Source organism: Streptomyces sp. JHA26 (genome assembly GCF_002005565.1).
In the GTDB taxonomy this organism is placed as follows: Bacteria; Actinomycetota; Actinomycetes; order Streptomycetales; family Streptomycetaceae; genus Streptomyces.
This window is the reverse complement of the sequence record NZ_BDJC01000067.1, coordinates 1-17,113: the sequence shown is the minus strand read 5'-3', so window position 1 is coordinate 17,113 and position 17,113 is coordinate 1. Positions and strand designations below refer to the sequence as shown.

Below are 17,113 nucleotides of genomic sequence, written 5' to 3'. Positions count from 1 at the left end.
CCAACTGCGCGAGGAGGCTGGCGTGGAGTACGCCATAGAGACGCACGACCTTTCCAAGAGCTACGAACGCCACAAGGCGCTGGACGCACTGAACCTCGCGGTCCCCCGGGGCACGATCCTGGGCCTGCTGGGGCCGAACGGCTCCGGCAAGACCACCACGGTCCGGCTGCTGACGACCCTGCTGCGGCCCGACTCCGGCAGCTGCCGGATCGTGGGCCTGGACGTGGTCAAGCAGGCCAAGGAGGTCCGGCGCAACATCGGCCTGGCGGGACAGTACGCGGCGGTCGACGAGCGGCTGACCGGCATGGAGAACCTCCGGCTGATCGGCACCCTCTACCACCTGGGCCGCCGTACCGTCCGCAGCCGGGTCGACGACCTGCTGGAACGGTTCGGCCTGACCGGCGTGGCGGACCGCCAGGTCAAGACGTACTCCGGCGGCATGCGCCGGCGGCTGGACCTGGCGGCGTGTCTGCTCGCCGACCCGCCGGTGGTGTTCCTCGACGAACCCACGACCGGCCTGGACCTGATCAACCGCATCGCCATGTGGGAGCTCGTGCGCGAGCAGGCCGCCCGCGGTGCGACGGTCCTGCTGACCACCCAGTACCTCGAGGAGGCGGACCAGCTCGCCGATCGCATCGTCGTGCTCGACGGCGGCCGGGTCATCGCCGAGGGCACGCCCGACGAGCTGAAGGTCAGCGTCGGCGGCGAACGCCTGGAGGTGACCGTCGACGACCCGTCGCGCGCCCGGGACGTCGCACGGGCGCTGAGCGAGTGGGGCATGGGTTCGGCCGTCATCGGTGAGGGCGGCCGGCGCGTGTCCGTCCCCGTCGACGGCGGTATCGAGACGGTCGCGGCCGCGGTCGCGGCGCTCAAGGGCGAGAGCGCGCGGATCGTCGACTTCAGCCTGCGCAAGCCCTCCCTCGACGACGTGTTCCTCGGCCTGACGGGACACAGCACACGCGCCCAGGACGCGGAGACCGACCCGGAATCGGAGAGTGCGGCATGAGTGAGGTCATCGTCGACGGCTGGGCCCTGATCGGCCGGCACATCCGGCACATCCGCCGGGTTCCGCAGAAGCTGCTCTCCGTCACCGTCATGCCCGTGGCCTTCGTCCTGGCCTTCGGGTACGTGCTCGGCAGCGCCATGGAGGTTCCGGGCGTCGAGTACCGCGAGTACTTCATGGCGGGGGTCTTCTGCCAGGTCATGATCGCCGGCATGACGACCACCGGTGTGGGAATCTGCGAGGACCTGAACAACGGGCTGATGGACCGCTTCCGGTCCCTCCCCATGTCCCGGTCCGCGGTCCTCATCGGGCGGACCGTTTCCGACCTGCTGCTGTCCGCCATCGCCTGCGTCGTCATGTCCGTGGTCGGGTACGCGATCGGCTGGCGGATCCACGGCGGCTTCTGGAACAACGCGGCCGGCTTCGGCCTGCTCCTCCTGCTGGGATTCGCCGCCATCTGGGGCGGTGCGCTCCTCGGTCTGGCGCTGCGCAGCGGTGAGGCGGTCAATTCCCTCGGGTTCGTGATCGTCATGCCGTTCATGTTCCTCTCGAGCGCCTTCATCCCCCTCGACGGTCTGCCGGGCTGGCTCCGTGCGATCGCCCAGTGGAACCCGCTGACCGCGGTGACCGACGAGTGCCGCCGGCTGTGGGGCAACTCGACCACGGCCAGGGGGGACGGCTTCGCCGCCGAGCACCCCGGCGTGGTGGCGCTCGTGGCCCTGGCCGTGCTCTTCGTGGTGGTCGTCCCCGCCGCGATCCGCGGTTTCGGCAAGGCCACGGCCCGCTGAATGCCTGCTCGGGAGAGTGCTCCGACGCGTCTGGACGAGGCGATGCCGCAGTGGCACTTCCGCAAGCGCCCTCACCGGGTCCGGGTCGCCGGGACCGGTGAGGGCGTCCTGCGGGCGGTCTCCCAGGTCACGTGGTCGGAGGTGCCGCTGTTCAGCTCGCTGCTGCGGGTGGCGTCCTTCGGCCGGGTACGCCGCGATCCGGACCGGCCCGTGCTGGAGGAGTTCCTGGCCGGCGGCTTCGTGGAGCTGAGCCGTACCGGCCGGGAGCTGGTGATGGCCGCGGTCTCGGGGGGCGAGCCGTTCCCCGAGGACGAGGGCGGCGCACGGCTGGAGTGGTTCCTCGCCTATGCGGAGCCGCGGTCGACCAAGGTCGCCTTCAGCTTCCGCTACGCGGACGGCGTGCTGAGCACGGAGACCCGGGTGTTCGGCGCCGACGAGTCGGCCCGGCGGCGGTTCCGCGGGTACTGGGCCCTGATCCGGCTTCCCGCCGGGCTGGTCCGCCGGGAGATCCTGCACGCCGTCCGCCGCAGGCTCGAGACGTGACGAGGTCGGTCCGCCGGGTCGGGGACACGCTCCCGACCCGGCGGACCGACCGGTTCTCTCCCGTTGCGGACGGGACGTCAGCTCTCGATGAGCCGGCGGAGGGCGACGGTGTCGAAGATGTCCTCCATCCGGGTGGCGCGGCCCTCGCTCACCGTCCAGGAGTGCACGAACCTCAGCCGCTCGGTCCGTCCGTGCACCGAGGTGACGTCACGGAGCCCGAGGACCACGACGCGGTCGCCCGACTCCAGGAACTCCTGCGGATACAGCCGCATGCCCCCCAGGACGCGCGGCACCCGGGACAGGAAGTCCTTGACGCCCTCGTGGCCGATCTCGGTGCCGCCCAGTCCGTAGTCGGACATGCCGTCGGGGTGGACCCAGTGGACGTCCGGGGCGAGGACGTCGAGCAGGGCTTCGACGTCGTGGTCGCGGAACGCCTCGTACGCCTTCCGGATCAGCGCGAGGTGGGCCGAGGGGCCGGTGGCGAGGGGGGTCGCCGCGGGGTGGGGGTGCAGGGACGGGGACATCGTTCGCTCCTCAGAGGTGGACGGACCGGCGGACGTGGCCGGGGAAGTGGGCTTCGAGGGTGCGGCGGATGCCGTCCCGCCAGCCGACCGTGCAGGGACCGGTCAGCGCCCGGCGCAGGCCGGGGTCGAACTGGTAGGTCTCACGGGTCACCGGGCTCGGTACGAGGTTCGCCTCGACGCCGGTCAGCTCCTCCATGAAGCGGATGCAGTCGGTGATGCCGACCGCTTCGTCCCCGCCCCAGTTGACGAGCCGTGCGGGGGTCTCGGCGGCCGCCCACAGGTGGGGCACCTGGGCCACCAGGTCGTCGGTGTGCAACAGCGAACACCAGTTCTGTCCGGTCGGGGGGACCGCGATGGGCTCGCCGGCGAGCATGCGCTTGAAGTAGAGCATCGGCACCCCGCCGTAACCGCCGGGCCCGTAGGCGATGTTCAGCCGCGCGATGGTGGTGGGCAGGCCCAGCACCTGGGCGAACGCGCGCACCGCGCCCTCGGCCGCGAGCTTCGCCACGGGGTACGCGGGCAGCCAGTCGGCGGCCGCGTCGACGGGGTCGGTCTCCGTGTAGCGGTGGTCCAGGGACTGCCGGGCGTACACGGCGCCGGTCGACACGTGGAGGAATGCCTCGGCACGGCGGCAGTGGGTCATCAGCCGGCCGGCGGCCACCGCGTTGACCTCCGCGGCGGCGTTGAAGTCGCCGTCCTCGCCACGGCGTACGGCGGAGTGGATGACGTGCGTGAAGTCGTCCGGCACCTCGGCGAGCGCCGTGCCCGACGGGTCGTCCATGTCCCAGTACCGGGTGGTGATGGACCGCTCGTTGAGCTGCCGCTCGACGCCCGGTGCGCCGAACCGTCCCAGACACCAGACCTCGTTGTGCTCGGCCAGCGCCTCGGCCACCGGCCGGGCCACCTGGCCGGTGCCTCCGGTCACGAGGATCTTCTTTCCTCTGACGGACGTCGTCCGGCCCTTCGGACGCGTGGTCGGGGATTCCCCCGTCGTGTGCTTCATGGTCGGTTCCCCAGTTCGGTACGGGCGGGTCAGTGGTCGTGGCGCAGGGCCGCGGCCGCCTCCGCGGCGGTCCGGTCGGCGTCCGCCAGGGCCCGGTCGAGTTCCCCGCGCAGAATCGCCTGGAAGGAGGCGACGTGCTGGGGGCCCATGAGGGTGTAGTGCTCGCCGGGCACCTCGATGTAGCGGTTCGGGCCGGTGGTGTGCTCGTCCCATCGGCGCAGTTCGTCGGCCAGCCAGTCCTCCTTGGTCCCGCGCAGCGGGATCGCGTAGAAGACGCTGACGGAGTCCACCGTGCCGCTCGGCTCGTAACCGCGGCCCAGGTCGGTGAGGGAGTCGGCCAGCTCCGCCCAGTCCCGGAACCGTTCGCCGTCGAGCTCGAGGGAGGCCATCCGCTGCGGCGAGGCCGCCTCCAGCAGACGCCGGAGCTGCTCCTCCACGGGCAGGTCCCGCAGCAGGGCGGGGAACTCCTGTGCCTGCCGCTTGTCGATCAGCCCGAGGAAGAAGGCCAGGTTGGCGGCGGTCTCGACGAAGTCGAGTTCCTCCATGCGGTACTTGATGTGGGGCGGCAGGTTGAAGCTGCCGACGAAGTCGACCCGTTCGCCCCGGGAGCGGAGCACCTTGGCGATCTCGAAGGCGACCGCGGCGCCGAAGGAGTAGCCGGCGACGGCGTAGGGGCCGTGCGGCTGGCGTGCCCGGATGGCGTCCACGTAGGAGTCGACCATCTGGTCGAAGGTCGCGAAGGGCTTCTCGCCCTCGTTGAAGCCCCGGGCGCGCAGGGCGTAGAACGGCCGGTCGCCGACGAAGTACTTGGCGAGGTTGACGAAGACCAGGACTTCGCCGACGCCCGGGTGCACACAGAACAGCGGGGTCTTGTCGCCGCCGGTCTGCAGGGGCACGATCGGGTCGTACTCCTCGGGGCCGCCGGGCAGTTCGCGTTCGGCGAGCCGGGCCGCCAGGGCGCGGACCGTCGGGGCCCTCAGGACCGTGATGATCTCCGGACCGTCGCCGCCGAGCCGCCGGGCCAGCTTGCTGCGCAGTCTCAGGATGTCCAGGGAGGTTCCGCCCAGCTCGAAGAAGTTGGCGGTGGCGCTGACGGAGCCGGGGGCGATGTCGAACATCTCGGCGTACACCTCCGCCACGGCCTGCTCGATCGCCCCCTCGGGCGCGGTGTGGCCGCCGAGCATGCGCGCGGCGAGTTCGGCGACGGCCCGCTGCTGCGCGTCGTACGCGCCGGATTCGAGCCGGTCGCGCATCAGGGACCGCTGGATCTTGCCGAGGCTGGTCTTGGGGAAGGCGGCCCCGGGCAGGGGCAGGACGAGTGCGGGCCGGAATCCCCAGTGGGCGACCACGGTGCCGCGGACGGCGGTCAGCACCCGGTACAGCGCGGCGTCGTCGTCGGCCGGGACCTCCGGGTGGAAGGCGATCACCACCTGCTCGGTGTCACTGCCGGCCGGGCGGACGGGGAAGGCCGCGACGTAGGACGCGGCCACCCCGTCGAGGGTCTCCAGGGCGGTCTCGATCTCGTGGCTGAAGTAGTTGGAGCCGTTGACGATGATGCTGTCCTTGCTGCGGCCCACGAGGGTCAGCCGGCCTGCGTCGATGCGCCCCAGGTCGCCGCTGCGGAACCAGCCGTCGGCGGTGAACGCCTCGCGGGTGGCCTGCTCGTTGTTGTAGTAGCCGCGGGTGAGCACGGGCCCGGTGAGCTGGAGTTCGCCCAGCCGGCCCTCGGGGACCTCGCGGTCGTCGGGGTCCGCGATCCGGATGCGCACGCCCTCGATCGGGGTGCCGAGACCGGCGAACTCCCGGCCGCGGTCGATGTCGGGGAACGCCGCCCGGGAGTAGACGCTGCCCGCGCAGGTCTCGGTCATGCCGAAGGCGGGCCACAGGACGTCGCGGGCCAGGCCGTAGGGCGCGAACGTGTCGAGGAAGGCTTCTCCGGTGGCGCAGACCACGGCCTCGCCGCCGCTGATGATCTGGCGCAGCCGGGACAGGTCGAGTTCCTCCCCCGCTTCCTTCAGGCCGTCCGCCGCGGAGGTGAGGAGGCCCAGCAGGAAGTTGGGCGTGAAGGTCATCGTGACGCCGTGCCGCGATATGAGCCTGAGGAACTCCAGCGGCTCCCCGAGGACCACCGGTGCCTCCACGTGGAGCTGCCGGCTGCCGGTGGACAGCGGAAGCAGGTGGCACTCCAGGAGGGCGGCCACGTGGTCGAAGGAGACCCAGTTCAAGGTGGTGTCGGCCGCGGTGAGCCGGTGGTGGCCGTTCTTGCCGGCCATCGAGGCCAGCAGGTTGGCGTGGCTGAGCATGACGGCCTTGGAGTGTCCCGTCGAACCCGAGGTCAGCACGAGGACCGCGGTGTCCTGGGGCGCGGCGCCGTACGGCCGTGCGGGTTCCTCGGCGGACAGCCGGTCGAGGCGGAGGGTGAGGGCGCGGTCCACCGGCGGGAGTTCCTCGGCCAGTGTGGCGCTGGTGACGACGAGCGGGTGGTCGAGCAGCGTGTCGACGTGGGCCAGCTGGGTGGTCCAGCGCCCGCGGTCGCCGCGCAGCGGCGCCATGGGGCACGGCACGAAGCCCCCCAGGACGGCCGCCCAGAAGGCGGTGATGAACTCCCGGGGCCGCTCGAGGATCAGCACGACCTTGTCCTGGGGCCGCAGTCCCTGTCTCCGCAGGGTGGTGAGCAGCCGCAGGGCGTCGTCCAGCAGCTCGGTGTGGCTCTGGTCGTGGAATCCGGGTCCCGAACCCTGCGGGCAGTAGCGGAGGCCCGAATCGGGGTGACGCCGGGCGGCGTGCAGGAGCAGGTCGGCGACAGTCCGTGGTGCTGCGGTGCTCAAGGAGTCTCTCCGTTGCCTCGGGACGTGACGGGGGCGTGACGAGCCCGGCCGTCGACGAAGGGTGGGATGAACGGAAAAGCGTGGTGCCGCCGTCGGGGCGGGACGGCGTCGGCGTCGGTGACGCCGTGCGGGAGCCCCCCCGGGGAGGGCGGGGCCGGACGGGGTCAGACGGGACGGACCGTGACGTCCCCGTCGGCGCCGGCGGGCAGCGCGATCGACGCGGTCCAGCCGCCGGGGACCTCCACGTCCCTGACCTGCCATGCCGAGACGGAGCCCAGCGCGTCGGCGGTCACCTCGACCGGGCCCGGGACCCCCGCGTGGGTCTCCAGCTCGGACAGCACGGTGACGATGCCGATCCCGACCGCCTTGAGCACGGCTTCCTTACGGGTCCAGCAACGTAGAAATTCGCGTGTGCGAACGGGCTCGGGGGCGGCGAGGACGATCGCACGCTCGCGCGGACCGAGCACCTTGTCGACCAGTTCCGCGGAGCACCGGTCGCGTTCCCTTTCGACGTCGATCCCCACGGGCAGGCCGGACACCGCCAGCATGCCCAGGCCCCTGCTGCGGGAGAGCGAGATATGGAGATGCCGGCCCGATGCCGGAGTCAGAACGGCGGGTGGTCCGTGCTCCGCCGACCCGCATTCCGGACACGGTTTGCGGCCCAGTGAAATCTCGCTGAACGGCGCCTGGAGCATCCCCGCCAGTAGGCGACGCACGGTCGCCCGGCAGGTGATGTACTCCGCCGCCGCGTTGGCTGATTTCTTTCGATGTGCGTTTTCCATTTCCGCACGGTCGAGCAGGGCGAGGTCCGACGAGCTGAACGCGCCGTCCGGAATGCGCCACCACCACACCCGGACATCGGGGGTGTCGGCGTGTGGTAGTGGTGCGGGAGGGACGGGTGGGACTTGTGTGCGGATCGTGGTCACCTCGTCACCGTAGACAGGAAGGTGACGATAGGAGCCAACTTTTGACCTCTAGCGGTCAGTTGTGCTGCCGTACGTCATACATCAGGAGCGGTGAGTGACCGAAACGGTAAGGGGAGCTACCGCTTCCGGGATGGCGCTGCAACTTACTGACACCGGCCGAAGACCGACTCTGCAGCGGACTCGGCTTCTGCCTATTGCACTACACCCACGCGATGTCGATCGCAGTTCAGTTGACTCGATCTGAACACTCGATCTAGTGTCTAGCCGTTCAAGTTGACTGCTGTCCCGCCGGTGACAACCACGGGTTCCAAGCTCCTTTAATCTGCAACCAATTACGCGGCTCAGGATGATTTCCCATGCGGCCGGCCGGTGCAGAACACGGGCGCGACAGCAGACAGGACCTGAGCGACTCAACGGGGGATACAGGAAATGGACGCGGTAGTTGATCTGCTGAAACCCGACACGACGGAGGAGTGGGCGGCCGGGGAGCACGCCGCCCATCTGGAACACGCACTGCTGCAGGCCAGATCATTGATCGAATCCACGGTCTCGATGCACCGCCGGCGCCTGGTGGTGCCTTCGCCGGTCGCGCGCAACAGCGGTGCTCAGCTGGGTGACGCCATGGAGCGACTGATCGCCCGGGGGCGCCACTCCGTCGTGATCGTGCTCACCGGACCGGGCGAGTTCACCGAGTCCGTCCTGCGGTTGCTGAGCAGGGGTCCCGCCCGGGCGACCGTGCGCGTGCTGTGCACGACCGAGGCCGCGGACGTCTCGGCCGACCGGCTCCACCGGCTTCCCGGACCGCGGCTGGACGTGCGGGTCTCCGACAGCGAGCTGCGCGGGATCCTCGTGGTCGACGGCATGACGGCACTCGTCCCCTCCGACGGCCCCGCCTCCGGCGGCCAATTCGCCATCGTGAACGATGCGGGCGCGGTCCGTGCCCTGGAGCTGTTCTTCGCCGGCGCCTGGGCCGGCGGCCGGAAGCTCGCGGACCATCTGCAGCTCAGCCCGCGCCTGCGCACGGACCTCGTCCGCAGCATCCTGGAACGGCTGCGCGCGGGTCAGACGGACGAGGCGGCGGCACGCGAGATCAACGTGTCGTTGCGCACCTACCGGCGGTACGTCGCGGAGATCATGCGGGAGCTCGACGCCGGCTCCCGTTTCCAGGCGGGGGTCCGTGCGGTCGAGTTCGGTCTGCTGTCTGCGTGACCGGGCGAAACAGCGGTGCGTCGGTGAGCCGCTGTGTGTCCGGGGTGACTCACCGACGTGAAGCCAACGGGGAGGGCGAGAAGACGTGTCCGATCGACGCGAGGACGAACTGGAGCAGGCCCTGCTCCAAGTACAGGCGCTCATCGAGTCGTCCGTGGCCATCCACCGAGACCGCAGTGTTCAGCAGCAGCTGATCACCCCCGTGGACGGCGGCTACGGAACCGTGCTCGACACCGCCCAGGAGCTGATCGCCGGGGCCACCCGCAGCATCGAGATAGTCCACGCACGGCGTCCGAGCGTCTCGGACCGGATCGCGCGGCAGTCGGAGCGGGCTGAGCGGGACCTGCTCCACGGCGTGGCCGAGGAGGTCCGCATACGCCTGCTGACCATTCCGCCCCTGCTCGACGAGGAATTCGTGCGCGAGCAGTTCGGCAGGGAGAGACCGGTGGCGATCCGCGTGGCGCGGATCCCCCCGCTGCAGGCACTGATCGTGGACGGCAGCACCGCCTTCGTGGTCGCCGAGTCGACGGTCGGACGCCGGTCCTCCGTGATTCGGGCGCCGGAGGTGCTGCGCGCCCTCGGCACCTTCTTCCAGAGCGTGTGGAGCGATGCGGTGCCCGCCGCCGAGAGCATCGCCTTCGGCGACCGCGGCCACGCCGCACTGGCCCAGCGCATCCTCGGTGCCCTGCAGGCCGGGGTCACCGACGAGGTCGCCGCGCGGGAACAGAACGTCTCCGTGCGGACCTACCGGCGCTACGTGGCGGAGATCATGTCCCTGCTCGGGGCGAACTCGCGCTTCCAGGCCGGGGTACGGGCCGCCGAGCTGGGTCTGCTCCCGGCGCCGGCGTCCTCGGCGGCCCGGCCCCTGACGGGTCCGCCGGGCCGCTGAGCCCGCCTCACTCGCAGCCGCGCCGCCAGTTCCACCCGACGAAGCTGTGCTTCAGTTCCACGTCGAAGGTGCAGGTCGCCGTGAGGTCGGCGTTCAGCCGGACGTACGAGTGGTGGGTGTTCGCGTACCAACTGCCCGTCGGGTCGAAGATCCCGCGGTAGGTGAAATCGGCGTGCGCCTCGGAGTTCACCGCGGGGCAGTCCGTGGTGCAGTCGTCCTTGCCGCTCGCCGACTTCAGCGACCAGCCCGCGTCCCACGGCTCGCGGTTCCACTGCTGGGTCGGCGTCGTGGAGGCGGTGGTGACGCGCGCGTCGGCCACGGTCCAGGAAGAGGTGGTGTACAGGCCGGTCATCCGGATGGTGCAGCAGTCGAACATCTCGTTCCAGCTGCGCACCTGGTGGCCGGCCTCCGCGCCGGCCGCCGGGGTGGCCCGGGGGGACGTGCCCGGCCTCACCGCACCGGAGGCCGCGACGTACTCGACCGGGCCCGGCTCGAGCTTGCAGTCGGGGCCGATGGTGATCTGCTGTCGAACGGCCCGGCCGGCCGGCGGTGCCGGGAGTTCGCCGGAGAGCCTCACGCTCCCGCAGGGCTGCGCGGTCCCGTCGGCGTCCTGAGCGGGAGCCGCGACCGCGGCACCACTCGTGAGGAACACCAGTGCGGCGGTGGCGGCCGCGGTCATTGCCGTTCGGCGGTTCATGGGTGGTTGATTCCTTCGATGAATCGGGCACGTGTCGGCGGCGGAGCCGCTGCGCGGATCGCAGCGGCTCCGGTGCGCTCCGGACGTCTTCCGGGTGACGGCGGGCGCCGGCCGTCACCCCGCTGTCCTCGCGTGACCGGGGGCCGTGGCGGGGGGTGCGTACGGCCCCCGGTCCGGGGCCCGGTCGGCCGCATCGGGGGGCGTGTCGGCCGGCCGGAGCCGGGAGTTCTCCGCAGGGGACCGGGCTGTGACCCGGCGAAACCGAACTCCGCGCCCATTCTCGGTCGTACCGGCGTTCCCGCCGCAAGCACCCTTACAGGAAGCTGCCATTGCTCCCCGCCAGACCGGCCGGCGGGTCTCCCGCGGTCCCGGTTGCCCGGAGACCGTCCGGCATGACGCCGGCCTCCCCCGCCCGGGTCAGCAGGCCGAGCTCGGCCGCGCGAAGGCCCGCCTGGAAGCGGGAGTTCGCGCCCAGGGCCACCATGATCTCCGCGACGTACCGCCGGTACGTCCGCATCGACACCGACAGCTCACGGGCTCCCAGCTCGTCCGCCATTCCGGCGTGCAGACAGTCCAGGATCCGCCGCACGAACTCCGAACGGGCCCCCTCGCCCCAGTCGATCCGGCCGGGCGCGGGAGCGGCACCGTTCCACACGGCGGTGAACAGGGTGTGCAGGGCCCCCACCACCCCGGGGCCCCGGGTGACGGACGCCTGGGGGCCGATGGGCGTGTCCGCGATCAGGAGAGCGCTCCGCCCGTCCACGAAGAGGGCGTCGGCCAGGGGGACGCGGGTGATCCGGACGTCGAAGCACGCGCGCGCCGCGAGGTGGTCCAGGTGTTCGGGGAACCGGTCCCGGCCGGGCGCGGACCGGGCGGACAGCACGCGCACACGGACCGCGTCGCCCCGCGCGTCCACCAGTGCGCGCAGGAGTCCGTCGACGCCCCGGCGGCGGAGGGAGTTCTCGGCGAAGCACACGTCCACCGACTCCCTTGCCTGGCCGATCAGTTCCTCGGCCGTCGCGATCACCGTCGTCTCGTCCGGTTCGACCGGGGCGACGAGTGCGTCTTCGGATTCTCTGTCTCGGTGCATGGCAACCGTGTCCTCCAACAGGGCACTGACCTCGAGGAGGGCCCGCCCGATCTCCTGTTCCCTGACGCACGGGTCCGCACGGCGCTCACTCCGCCCTCGTCCCCGGGCGGGTCCTGACGCAGCGATGTACACGGCCGCATCACCCGTGACAGGGCACCAGCCCCAGCTCGACGGCTCGGGCACCTGCCTCGAAGCGTGTGCCGGCCTCCAGGGCCCGCATGAGGTCCGCGACGTGGCGGCGGTAGGTGCGCAGCGAAACCCGCATCTCCCGTGCCCCCGCGTCGTCCGTCAGTCCCGCGCCGAGATGGTTCAGGACACCGCGCGCCGTCTCGCTGCGGGTGTGGTGGCGCAGGCGGTCGTGGTCGGCCAGGGGCACGGCCGTGTCCCAGGCGCCGGCGAACAGGGACTCCAGCACCCGCACCGCGGCCGGGCTCCGCAGGGTGGTGCGGCCGAGGCCGGCTCCGTCTCCGGGGAGGTACGCCACCCTTCCGTCCACGATCACGGCTTCCGGGACCCCGTTCGCCGTCACCCGGGTCGAGGACGTCATCCCGCTGCCCGCCAGGGCGCGCACCATGTCGCCGTCCGGCGCGTCCGACGTGCACAGCAGCCGGACGACGAGCCCCCGGCGGCGCTTCTCGCCGAGGTTCTCCACGGCCGCGGACACGGCCCGGATCCGCTCCGCGTCGTCCGGCAGCACCATGCCGACGGACCACTGGGCGAGGGCGACCCACCGCACCACCCCGTGGTCCGTGTGCGCCGGCCCGGCGTCCGACGACGGCGGCCACTGCGCCGAACCCGGCATGAGGGTGCCACGATGGGTGGACAGACCCGACTCGACGAGCCGGTGTGCCTCGAGCAGGGCGGCCTCCAGGCCGTTCGCCGCGACGTCGCGGCCCGGGGCCGCGCGTTCCGCGAGGCCCCCCTGGTGCCGGGGGCCGGACGCCACCCACCGACGGTTCACCGTTTCACCACTTCCTTCGGTCGTGTCACACCGGCCGCTGCCCGACACCCACGTCCAGCGGCAGCTCCCCGGGGGAGCGAGGTGCGAGGGGGAGGCTAACCGTCGTTCCGGGACATGAACCCCCGTATGGCAGCAAGCTGCGCGTCTGCACGGAGAACGCATGAGGGGCCGGGCGGCACACCTCTTCAGGATGCCGCCCGGCCCGTCGTCCTTCCGTCCGCGTTCTGCCGGAGGCCGGGCTAGACGTGGCTGCCGGTGGTGGCCGGCTCCTCCTGTCGGAGCCCCGTGGCGGGATCCTCGTGTGCCTCGGGACCGTGCCCGGAGCGGTTGCCCGGCCACCATGCCTTCGGGCCGATCAGCGCGGTCAGCGTCGGCACCAGGAGCAGTGCCATGATGAACGCGGTCAGCAGGATGCCGAACGCCACGGCGAAGCCCATCTGCTGGAGCATGGAGTTGTCGGCGAGCATCAGGACGCCGAAGGTGCCGGCCAGGATGACGGCCGCCGAACCGATGGTCGGTGCCGACCGGGAGACGGCGAGGCGCACGGCGTCGGCCGTGGACCGGCCGTTGCGCACCTCCTCGCGCAGTCGCGCCACCATGAGGATGTTGTAGTCGGTGCCGATGGCGACGACGAACAGGTACACGACGATCGGCAGGGAGAACAGCAGCCCTTCCTCGCCCCTGATGTTCTGGAACAGGTAGACCGCCGAGCCGAGGGTCGCGGTGAAACCGAGGCCGACGGCGAGCATCAGGTAGAGCGGGGCCACGATGCTGCGCAGCAGCAGACCGAGGATCAGCATGATGGCGAGTGCCGCGACCGGGAAGACCAGCCGGTAGTCGTGCTCGACGGCGTCCTCGATGTCGGCGAGGACCGCCGTCTTGCCGCCCACCAGTGTCTTCGTGCCCTCGGGGGCGTTCTCGTGCACCGCGTCGCGGAGGTCCCCGGCGACCAGCTCGATGGCCTGGTCCGACGAGGGCCGGAACTTCAGCACCACGCTGTACAGGGCGACATCGCCCTTGGGGCTCAGTACGGGCTGGGCGACGCCTCCGACGTCGTCCACCGCGGCGATGGACGTGCGGAAGGTGTCGAGGGCGGCCCTGTCGAGCCGTCCTCCGTCCTTCGCCTTGACGAACACCAGGCTCGGTTCGGTCTCGCCGGCGGAGAAGCTCTTCTGCAGGTCGGCGTTGGTCCGGATCGACTCCAGGGTCTTGGGCAGCGTGCTCTCCTGGTCGAACCCGGGCTTGAAGCCGAAGGCGCCGACCGCGAGCACGGCGAGCAGGCCCGTGGCGACGACGGCGACCAGGCCGGGGCGCCGGGAGGCGACGTCGCCGGCCCTGTCGGCCATCCGGGTCCTCGGGGTCCGCTTCCACGCCTTGGAGGGCCAGAACGCCTTGGTGCCCAGCAGCGAGAAGACCGCGGGCACCAGGGTCAGCGCGGCGACGAGCGTCACGGCGACGGCGATCGCCAGCGAGGGGCCCATGGCACGCATGTTGCCCATGCTGGAGAAGACCAGGCCCAGGAAGGCCACGATCACGGCGCCGGCGGCGGAGGCGATGGTCTCGCCGACCCGCGAGACGGAGTCGATGAGGGCCTGCTTGGGCTCCTGCCCGGCCCGCAGGTACTCGCGGTAGCGGAACAGCAGGAACAGGATGTAGTCGCATCCCACGCCGAACAGCACCACGATCAGGATCGCGGAGTTGCTGGCGTCCGCCTCCAGGCCGAAGAGCTCGCTCGCGGTCGCGATCAGGCCGTTGGCCGTGATGAACATCAGCGCGATCATCAGCACCGGCAGGAGGGCGATGAGCGGGCTGCGGAAGATGGCCCCGAGCAGCACGATGATCAGGACCAGCGTGGCCATCATGATCATCGCATCGGTGTCACCGGCCGCCTCCTGGGCATCGAGCATGAGCGCCACGGGACCCGTGACGCCCATCTTCAGCCCGGTGTCCTGGAGCGCGGCCCTGCCGTCCGTGCGCAGCCGGCGGAGCGATTCGAACCCGGCCTCGGCCGCCGGGTCCTTCTCGGTGGAGATGATGCTCGCGAGCGCCATCTTCCCGTCCTTCGACACCGCCTCGGGCGAGGTCGTGACGCTCTCGAAGGTCTCGTACCGCTTCGCCTGCAGCCCTTCCGTGACCTTGGCGACGGTGGCCTTGTCGGCGTCCGTCAGTGCGGCACCGTCGTCGCGCTGGAAGACCACGACCGCTGCCGGGGTCTCCTGCTGGGGGAAGGACTCCTCCTGGATCTTCATGACCTGTGCCGACTCGTACCGCGAGGGCAGGAAGTCGGCCTGGTCCGTACTGGATTTCAGCTCGGGGGCCAGGCCGGTCAACGCAACCGACACGACGATCCAGAACACTATGGTCAGCCAAGGCCGGTTGACGGAAAACCGTCCTATCCGTCCGAACATGACGCTCCTTTGGAAAGGGATACGGTGCAGGGCCGCGGGTCCGCGGCAGGGCAGCACCATGGGCCGCCCGTGTGTCCGGACGGCGTTGCACGACACCGGGTGCCGAGGCGGCGCACGATGAACGACGGGCGGATCGGGATTCCGCCCGGCGGGTGGCCGCGGCCCGGGCGCTGCCCGCCAAGTCTTGCGCGTCGACACGGAATCGACGGCTCCGAACGCAATTGCCGACAGCTTGTTGACAGCAGTCCGGGAACTCCCTGCGGGAACGGCGTCGGTTCGATCGCCTCGTGTCCTCTTGCGGACAGCGGTACGGATTTCTCCGCGCCCGGCGCACACCGCCCTCCTACGGTTCAGCGTGGAGGGCCGTGACGACGGGGACACGCCCCGAAGAAGGGGTGGATGTCCAGATGTCCGTGCAGGCCACGAAGACCCGGGTCCGTTCGCTGCTTTCCCGGATCGTCGTGCGGGAGGAGGACGAGCTGGAGCGGCGGCTGTCCGGGGGCCTGGAACTGGTCGAGAAGCGGCTCGCCGAGTGTGCCGGGCAGGCCACCGACCCGTACGTGGCCGACGTGGTCGGCTACCTCGTCGCAGCGGGCGGAAAGCGGCTGCGGCCCCTGCTCACCCTCCTGGCGGCCGAGTTCGGGGATCCCCGGGCCCCGGGGGTCGTCGAGGCCGCCGTGGTCTCCGAGCTCGTCCACGCCGCCTCGCTCCACCACGACGACGTCATGGACGAGGCCCGCATCCGCCACGGGGTGCCCAGCGTCAACGCCCGCTGGGGCAACTCCGTCGCCGTCATGGCGGGCAACTGGCTCCTGGCCACGTCCGCCCGGCTCTCCGCGGAACTCGTGCGGGAGGCCGTGCCGCTGCACTCGCGGGCCTCCGAGCGCCTGGTACGGGGCCAGATGCTGGAGCTCCTCGGACCCATGGGGGGCGACGGCCCGCTGCCTCACTACTTCGGCGTGGTATCGGACAAGTCGGCGTCCCTGCTGTCCCTCTCGCTGCAGCTGGGCGCGCTCCAGTCCGGGGCGTCGGCCGAGGTCGGTCACGCACTCGCGGAGTACGGGGAACAGCTCGGGGTGGCGTTCCAGATATCCGACGACCTGCTGGACATCACTTCCCCGTCCGCGGTGACCGGCAAGGAGCAGGGCAAGGATCTCTCGGTCGGCGTGGCCGGCCTCCCCGTCCTGCTGGCCCTCACCGGCGCGGACCCGCGCGACGACGAACTGCGCGCCCTGCTGGACTCCCCCGCGGGAGTCACCGGTGAGGACCACCGCAGGGCGCTGGCCCTCCTGCGGGAATCGGCGGCCATGGACCGGGCCCGCACGCTCAGGGACGAGCGGCTCGACATGGCCCGTTCGGCACTGCGCGGGCTGTCGGCCGGGCCGCCGCTGCGTGCCCTGGAAGCCCTGTGCGACGTCGTGGCCACCCGCACGGAATAGCCCGCACCCGCGCCCCCCGCCGGGGGCGGCGGCACCCGCCCGGCGACCCGCTCGCACGGCACGTAGGGAGTGACCCACTCATGAAACTGGACGACAGCACGACGCGCGCGACAGAACTGCGGCGGATCCGGGAAGAGGTCGAACGAGGCAGCGCCAGGGCCACCGAGCAGCAGCACGCGAAAGGGAAACTGACCGTCCGCGAGCGCATCGCGCTGCTCTTCGACGAAGGTTCCTTCCGGGAGGTCGAGACCCTGCGCCGGCACCGGGCCACCGGATTCGGCCTGGAGGACAAACGGCCCTTCACCGACGGCGTGGTGACCGGCTGGGGCACCGTGCACGGCCGCACGGTCTTCACGTACGCCCACGACTTCCGCATCTTCGGCGGCTCGCTCGGCGAAGCCCATGCCACCAAGATCCACAAGATCATGGACATGGCGCTGGCCGCCGGAGCTCCGCTGGTGAGCCTCAACGACGGTGCGGGTGCGCGCATCCAGGAGGGCGTCTCGGCGCTGGCCGGCTACGGTGGCATCTTCGCCCGCAACACCAGGGCCTCCGGGGTCATCCCGCAGATCAGCGTGATGCTCGGGCCGTGCGCGGGCGGTGCCGCCTACAGCCCGGCGCTGACGGACTTCGTGTTCATGGTCCGCGACACCTCGCAGATGTTCATCACCGGCCCCGACGTGGTCAAGGCGGTCACCGGCGAGGAGATCACCCAGAACGGGCTGGGCGGCGCCGACGTGCACGCCGAGACCTCCGGCGTCGCGCACTTCGCCTACGACGACGAGGAGACCTGCCTCGCCGAGGT

Annotated in this window: 15 protein-coding genes; 7 read left to right on the top strand and 8 right to left on the bottom strand. The window is 71.2% G+C overall.

Translation table 11 applies throughout. The annotated features are described in order from the left end of the window. The first annotated feature begins 22 nt into the window (after positions 1 to 22). From JHAT_RS29150 to JHAT_RS29140, 3 genes are read left to right on the top strand one after another with little or no spacing between them, the layout of a single operon-like run. A complete protein-coding gene (locus JHAT_RS29150) occupies positions 23 to 1,006 on the top strand; it encodes an ATP-binding cassette domain-containing protein (RefSeq protein WP_253195646.1) in 984 nt (327 codons plus the stop codon). Then, positions 1,003 to 1,791, top strand: a complete 789-nt coding sequence (locus JHAT_RS29145; protein WP_077801277.1) for an ABC transporter permease — start codon at positions 1,003 to 1,005, stop codon at positions 1,789 to 1,791. The genes JHAT_RS29150 and JHAT_RS29145 overlap by 4 nt, the downstream gene beginning before the upstream one ends. 42 nt (positions 1,792 to 1,833) lie before the next feature. Continuing rightward, positions 1,834 to 2,334 (top strand): hypothetical protein, encoded by a 501-nt coding sequence (locus JHAT_RS29140; RefSeq protein WP_077801276.1) that lies wholly within the window; start codon positions 1,834 to 1,836, stop codon positions 2,332 to 2,334. A gap of 77 nt (positions 2,335 to 2,411) precedes the next feature. Here JHAT_RS29140 and JHAT_RS29135 read toward each other — a convergent pair whose 3' ends face one another. The 4 genes from JHAT_RS29135 to JHAT_RS29120 all read right to left on the bottom strand — a co-directional run bounded on the left by JHAT_RS29135 (position 2,412) and on the right by JHAT_RS29120 (position 7,615). Further along, complete coding sequence (locus JHAT_RS29135) at positions 2,412 to 2,858, bottom strand: nuclear transport factor 2 family protein (protein WP_077801275.1); 447 nt, start codon at positions 2,856 to 2,858, stop codon at positions 2,412 to 2,414. Positions 2,859 to 2,868: 10 nt separating this feature from the next. Then, positions 2,869 to 3,861, bottom strand: coding sequence for an NAD(P)-dependent oxidoreductase (locus tag JHAT_RS29130; RefSeq protein ID WP_077801274.1), 993 nt, complete (start codon positions 3,859 to 3,861; stop codon positions 2,869 to 2,871). A 29-nt stretch (positions 3,862 to 3,890) separates the two neighbouring features. Then, a complete protein-coding gene (locus tag JHAT_RS29125) occupies positions 3,891 to 6,689 on the bottom strand; it encodes a non-ribosomal peptide synthetase (protein ID WP_253195645.1) in 2,799 nt (932 codons plus the stop codon). Positions 6,690 to 6,853: 164 nt separating this feature from the next. Beyond that, positions 6,854 to 7,615, bottom strand: coding sequence for a 4'-phosphopantetheinyl transferase superfamily protein (locus JHAT_RS29120; RefSeq protein WP_253195644.1), 762 nt, complete (start codon positions 7,613 to 7,615; stop codon positions 6,854 to 6,856). A gap of 429 nt (positions 7,616 to 8,044) precedes the next feature. Between JHAT_RS29120 and JHAT_RS29115 the strand changes: the two genes are divergently transcribed. Both JHAT_RS29115 and JHAT_RS29110 read left to right on the top strand, forming a co-directional pair. Further along, the gene (locus JHAT_RS29115) at positions 8,045 to 8,824 is read left to right on the top strand and encodes a response regulator transcription factor (protein WP_077801271.1); all 780 of its coding nucleotides are present in this window, start codon (positions 8,045 to 8,047) and stop codon (positions 8,822 to 8,824) included. Positions 8,825 to 8,909: 85 nt separating this feature from the next. Next, positions 8,910 to 9,713 (top strand): response regulator transcription factor, encoded by an 804-nt coding sequence (locus JHAT_RS29110; protein ID WP_077801270.1) that lies wholly within the window; start codon positions 8,910 to 8,912, stop codon positions 9,711 to 9,713. A 7-nt stretch (positions 9,714 to 9,720) separates the two neighbouring features. Here the strand turns inward: JHAT_RS29110 and JHAT_RS29105 are convergent, their stop codons facing one another. From JHAT_RS29105 to JHAT_RS29090, 4 genes are all read right to left on the bottom strand, one after another. Then, the gene (locus JHAT_RS29105) at positions 9,721 to 10,410 is read right to left on the bottom strand and encodes a hypothetical protein (protein WP_077801269.1); all 690 of its coding nucleotides are present in this window, start codon (positions 10,408 to 10,410) and stop codon (positions 9,721 to 9,723) included. A 313-nt stretch (positions 10,411 to 10,723) separates the two neighbouring features. Beyond that, positions 10,724 to 11,500, bottom strand: coding sequence for a hypothetical protein (locus JHAT_RS29100; protein ID WP_077801268.1), 777 nt, complete (start codon positions 11,498 to 11,500; stop codon positions 10,724 to 10,726). A gap of 139 nt (positions 11,501 to 11,639) precedes the next feature. After that, positions 11,640 to 12,461 carry a response regulator transcription factor gene (locus tag JHAT_RS29095; RefSeq protein WP_143660532.1) on the bottom strand — a complete coding sequence of 274 codons (822 nt, stop codon included), beginning with the start codon at positions 12,459 to 12,461 and terminating at the stop codon, positions 11,640 to 11,642. A 239-nt stretch (positions 12,462 to 12,700) separates the two neighbouring features. After that, the gene (locus tag JHAT_RS29090; protein ID WP_253195643.1) at positions 12,701 to 14,803 is read right to left on the bottom strand and encodes an MMPL family transporter; all 2,103 of its coding nucleotides are present in this window, start codon (positions 14,801 to 14,803) and stop codon (positions 12,701 to 12,703) included. A 473-nt stretch (positions 14,804 to 15,276) separates the two neighbouring features. Here JHAT_RS29090 and JHAT_RS29085 point away from each other — a divergent pair, with 473 nt between their 5' ends. Both JHAT_RS29085 and JHAT_RS29080 read left to right on the top strand, forming a co-directional pair. Then, positions 15,277 to 16,308 carry a polyprenyl synthetase family protein gene (locus JHAT_RS29085; protein WP_077801265.1) on the top strand — a complete coding sequence of 344 codons (1,032 nt, stop codon included), beginning with the start codon at positions 15,277 to 15,279 and terminating at the stop codon, positions 16,306 to 16,308. An 80-nt stretch (positions 16,309 to 16,388) separates the two neighbouring features. After that, the coding region (locus JHAT_RS29080) for a carboxyl transferase domain-containing protein (RefSeq protein WP_290439822.1) at positions 16,389 to 17,113 on the top strand (725 nt) is incomplete at its 3' end.

What these genes read in the sequence shown, in the direction of transcription:
- JHAT_RS29145 (WP_077801277.1), top strand. Translation starts at nt 1,003, where the DNA reads ATGAGTGAGGTCATCGTCGACGGCTGGGCCCTGATCGGCCGGCACATC.
- JHAT_RS29140 (WP_077801276.1), top strand. Translation starts at nt 1,834, where the DNA reads ATGCCGCAGTGGCACTTCCGCAAGCGCCCTCACCGGGTCCGGGTCGCC.
- JHAT_RS29135 (WP_077801275.1), bottom strand. Translation starts at nt 2,858, where the DNA reads ATGTCCCCGTCCCTGCACCCCCACCCCGCGGCGACCCCCCTCGCCACC.
- JHAT_RS29130 (WP_077801274.1), bottom strand. Translation starts at nt 3,861, where the DNA reads ATGAAGCACACGACGGGGGAATCCCCGACCACGCGTCCGAAGGGCCGG.
- JHAT_RS29115 (WP_077801271.1), top strand. Translation starts at nt 8,045, where the DNA reads ATGGACGCGGTAGTTGATCTGCTGAAACCCGACACGACGGAGGAGTGG.
- JHAT_RS29105 (WP_077801269.1), bottom strand. Translation starts at nt 10,410, where the DNA reads ATGAACCGCCGAACGGCAATGACCGCGGCCGCCACCGCCGCACTGGTG.
- JHAT_RS29100 (WP_077801268.1), bottom strand. Translation starts at nt 11,500, where the DNA reads ATGCACCGAGACAGAGAATCCGAAGACGCACTCGTCGCCCCGGTCGAA.
- JHAT_RS29085 (WP_077801265.1), top strand. Translation starts at nt 15,277, where the DNA reads ATGTCCGTGCAGGCCACGAAGACCCGGGTCCGTTCGCTGCTTTCCCGG.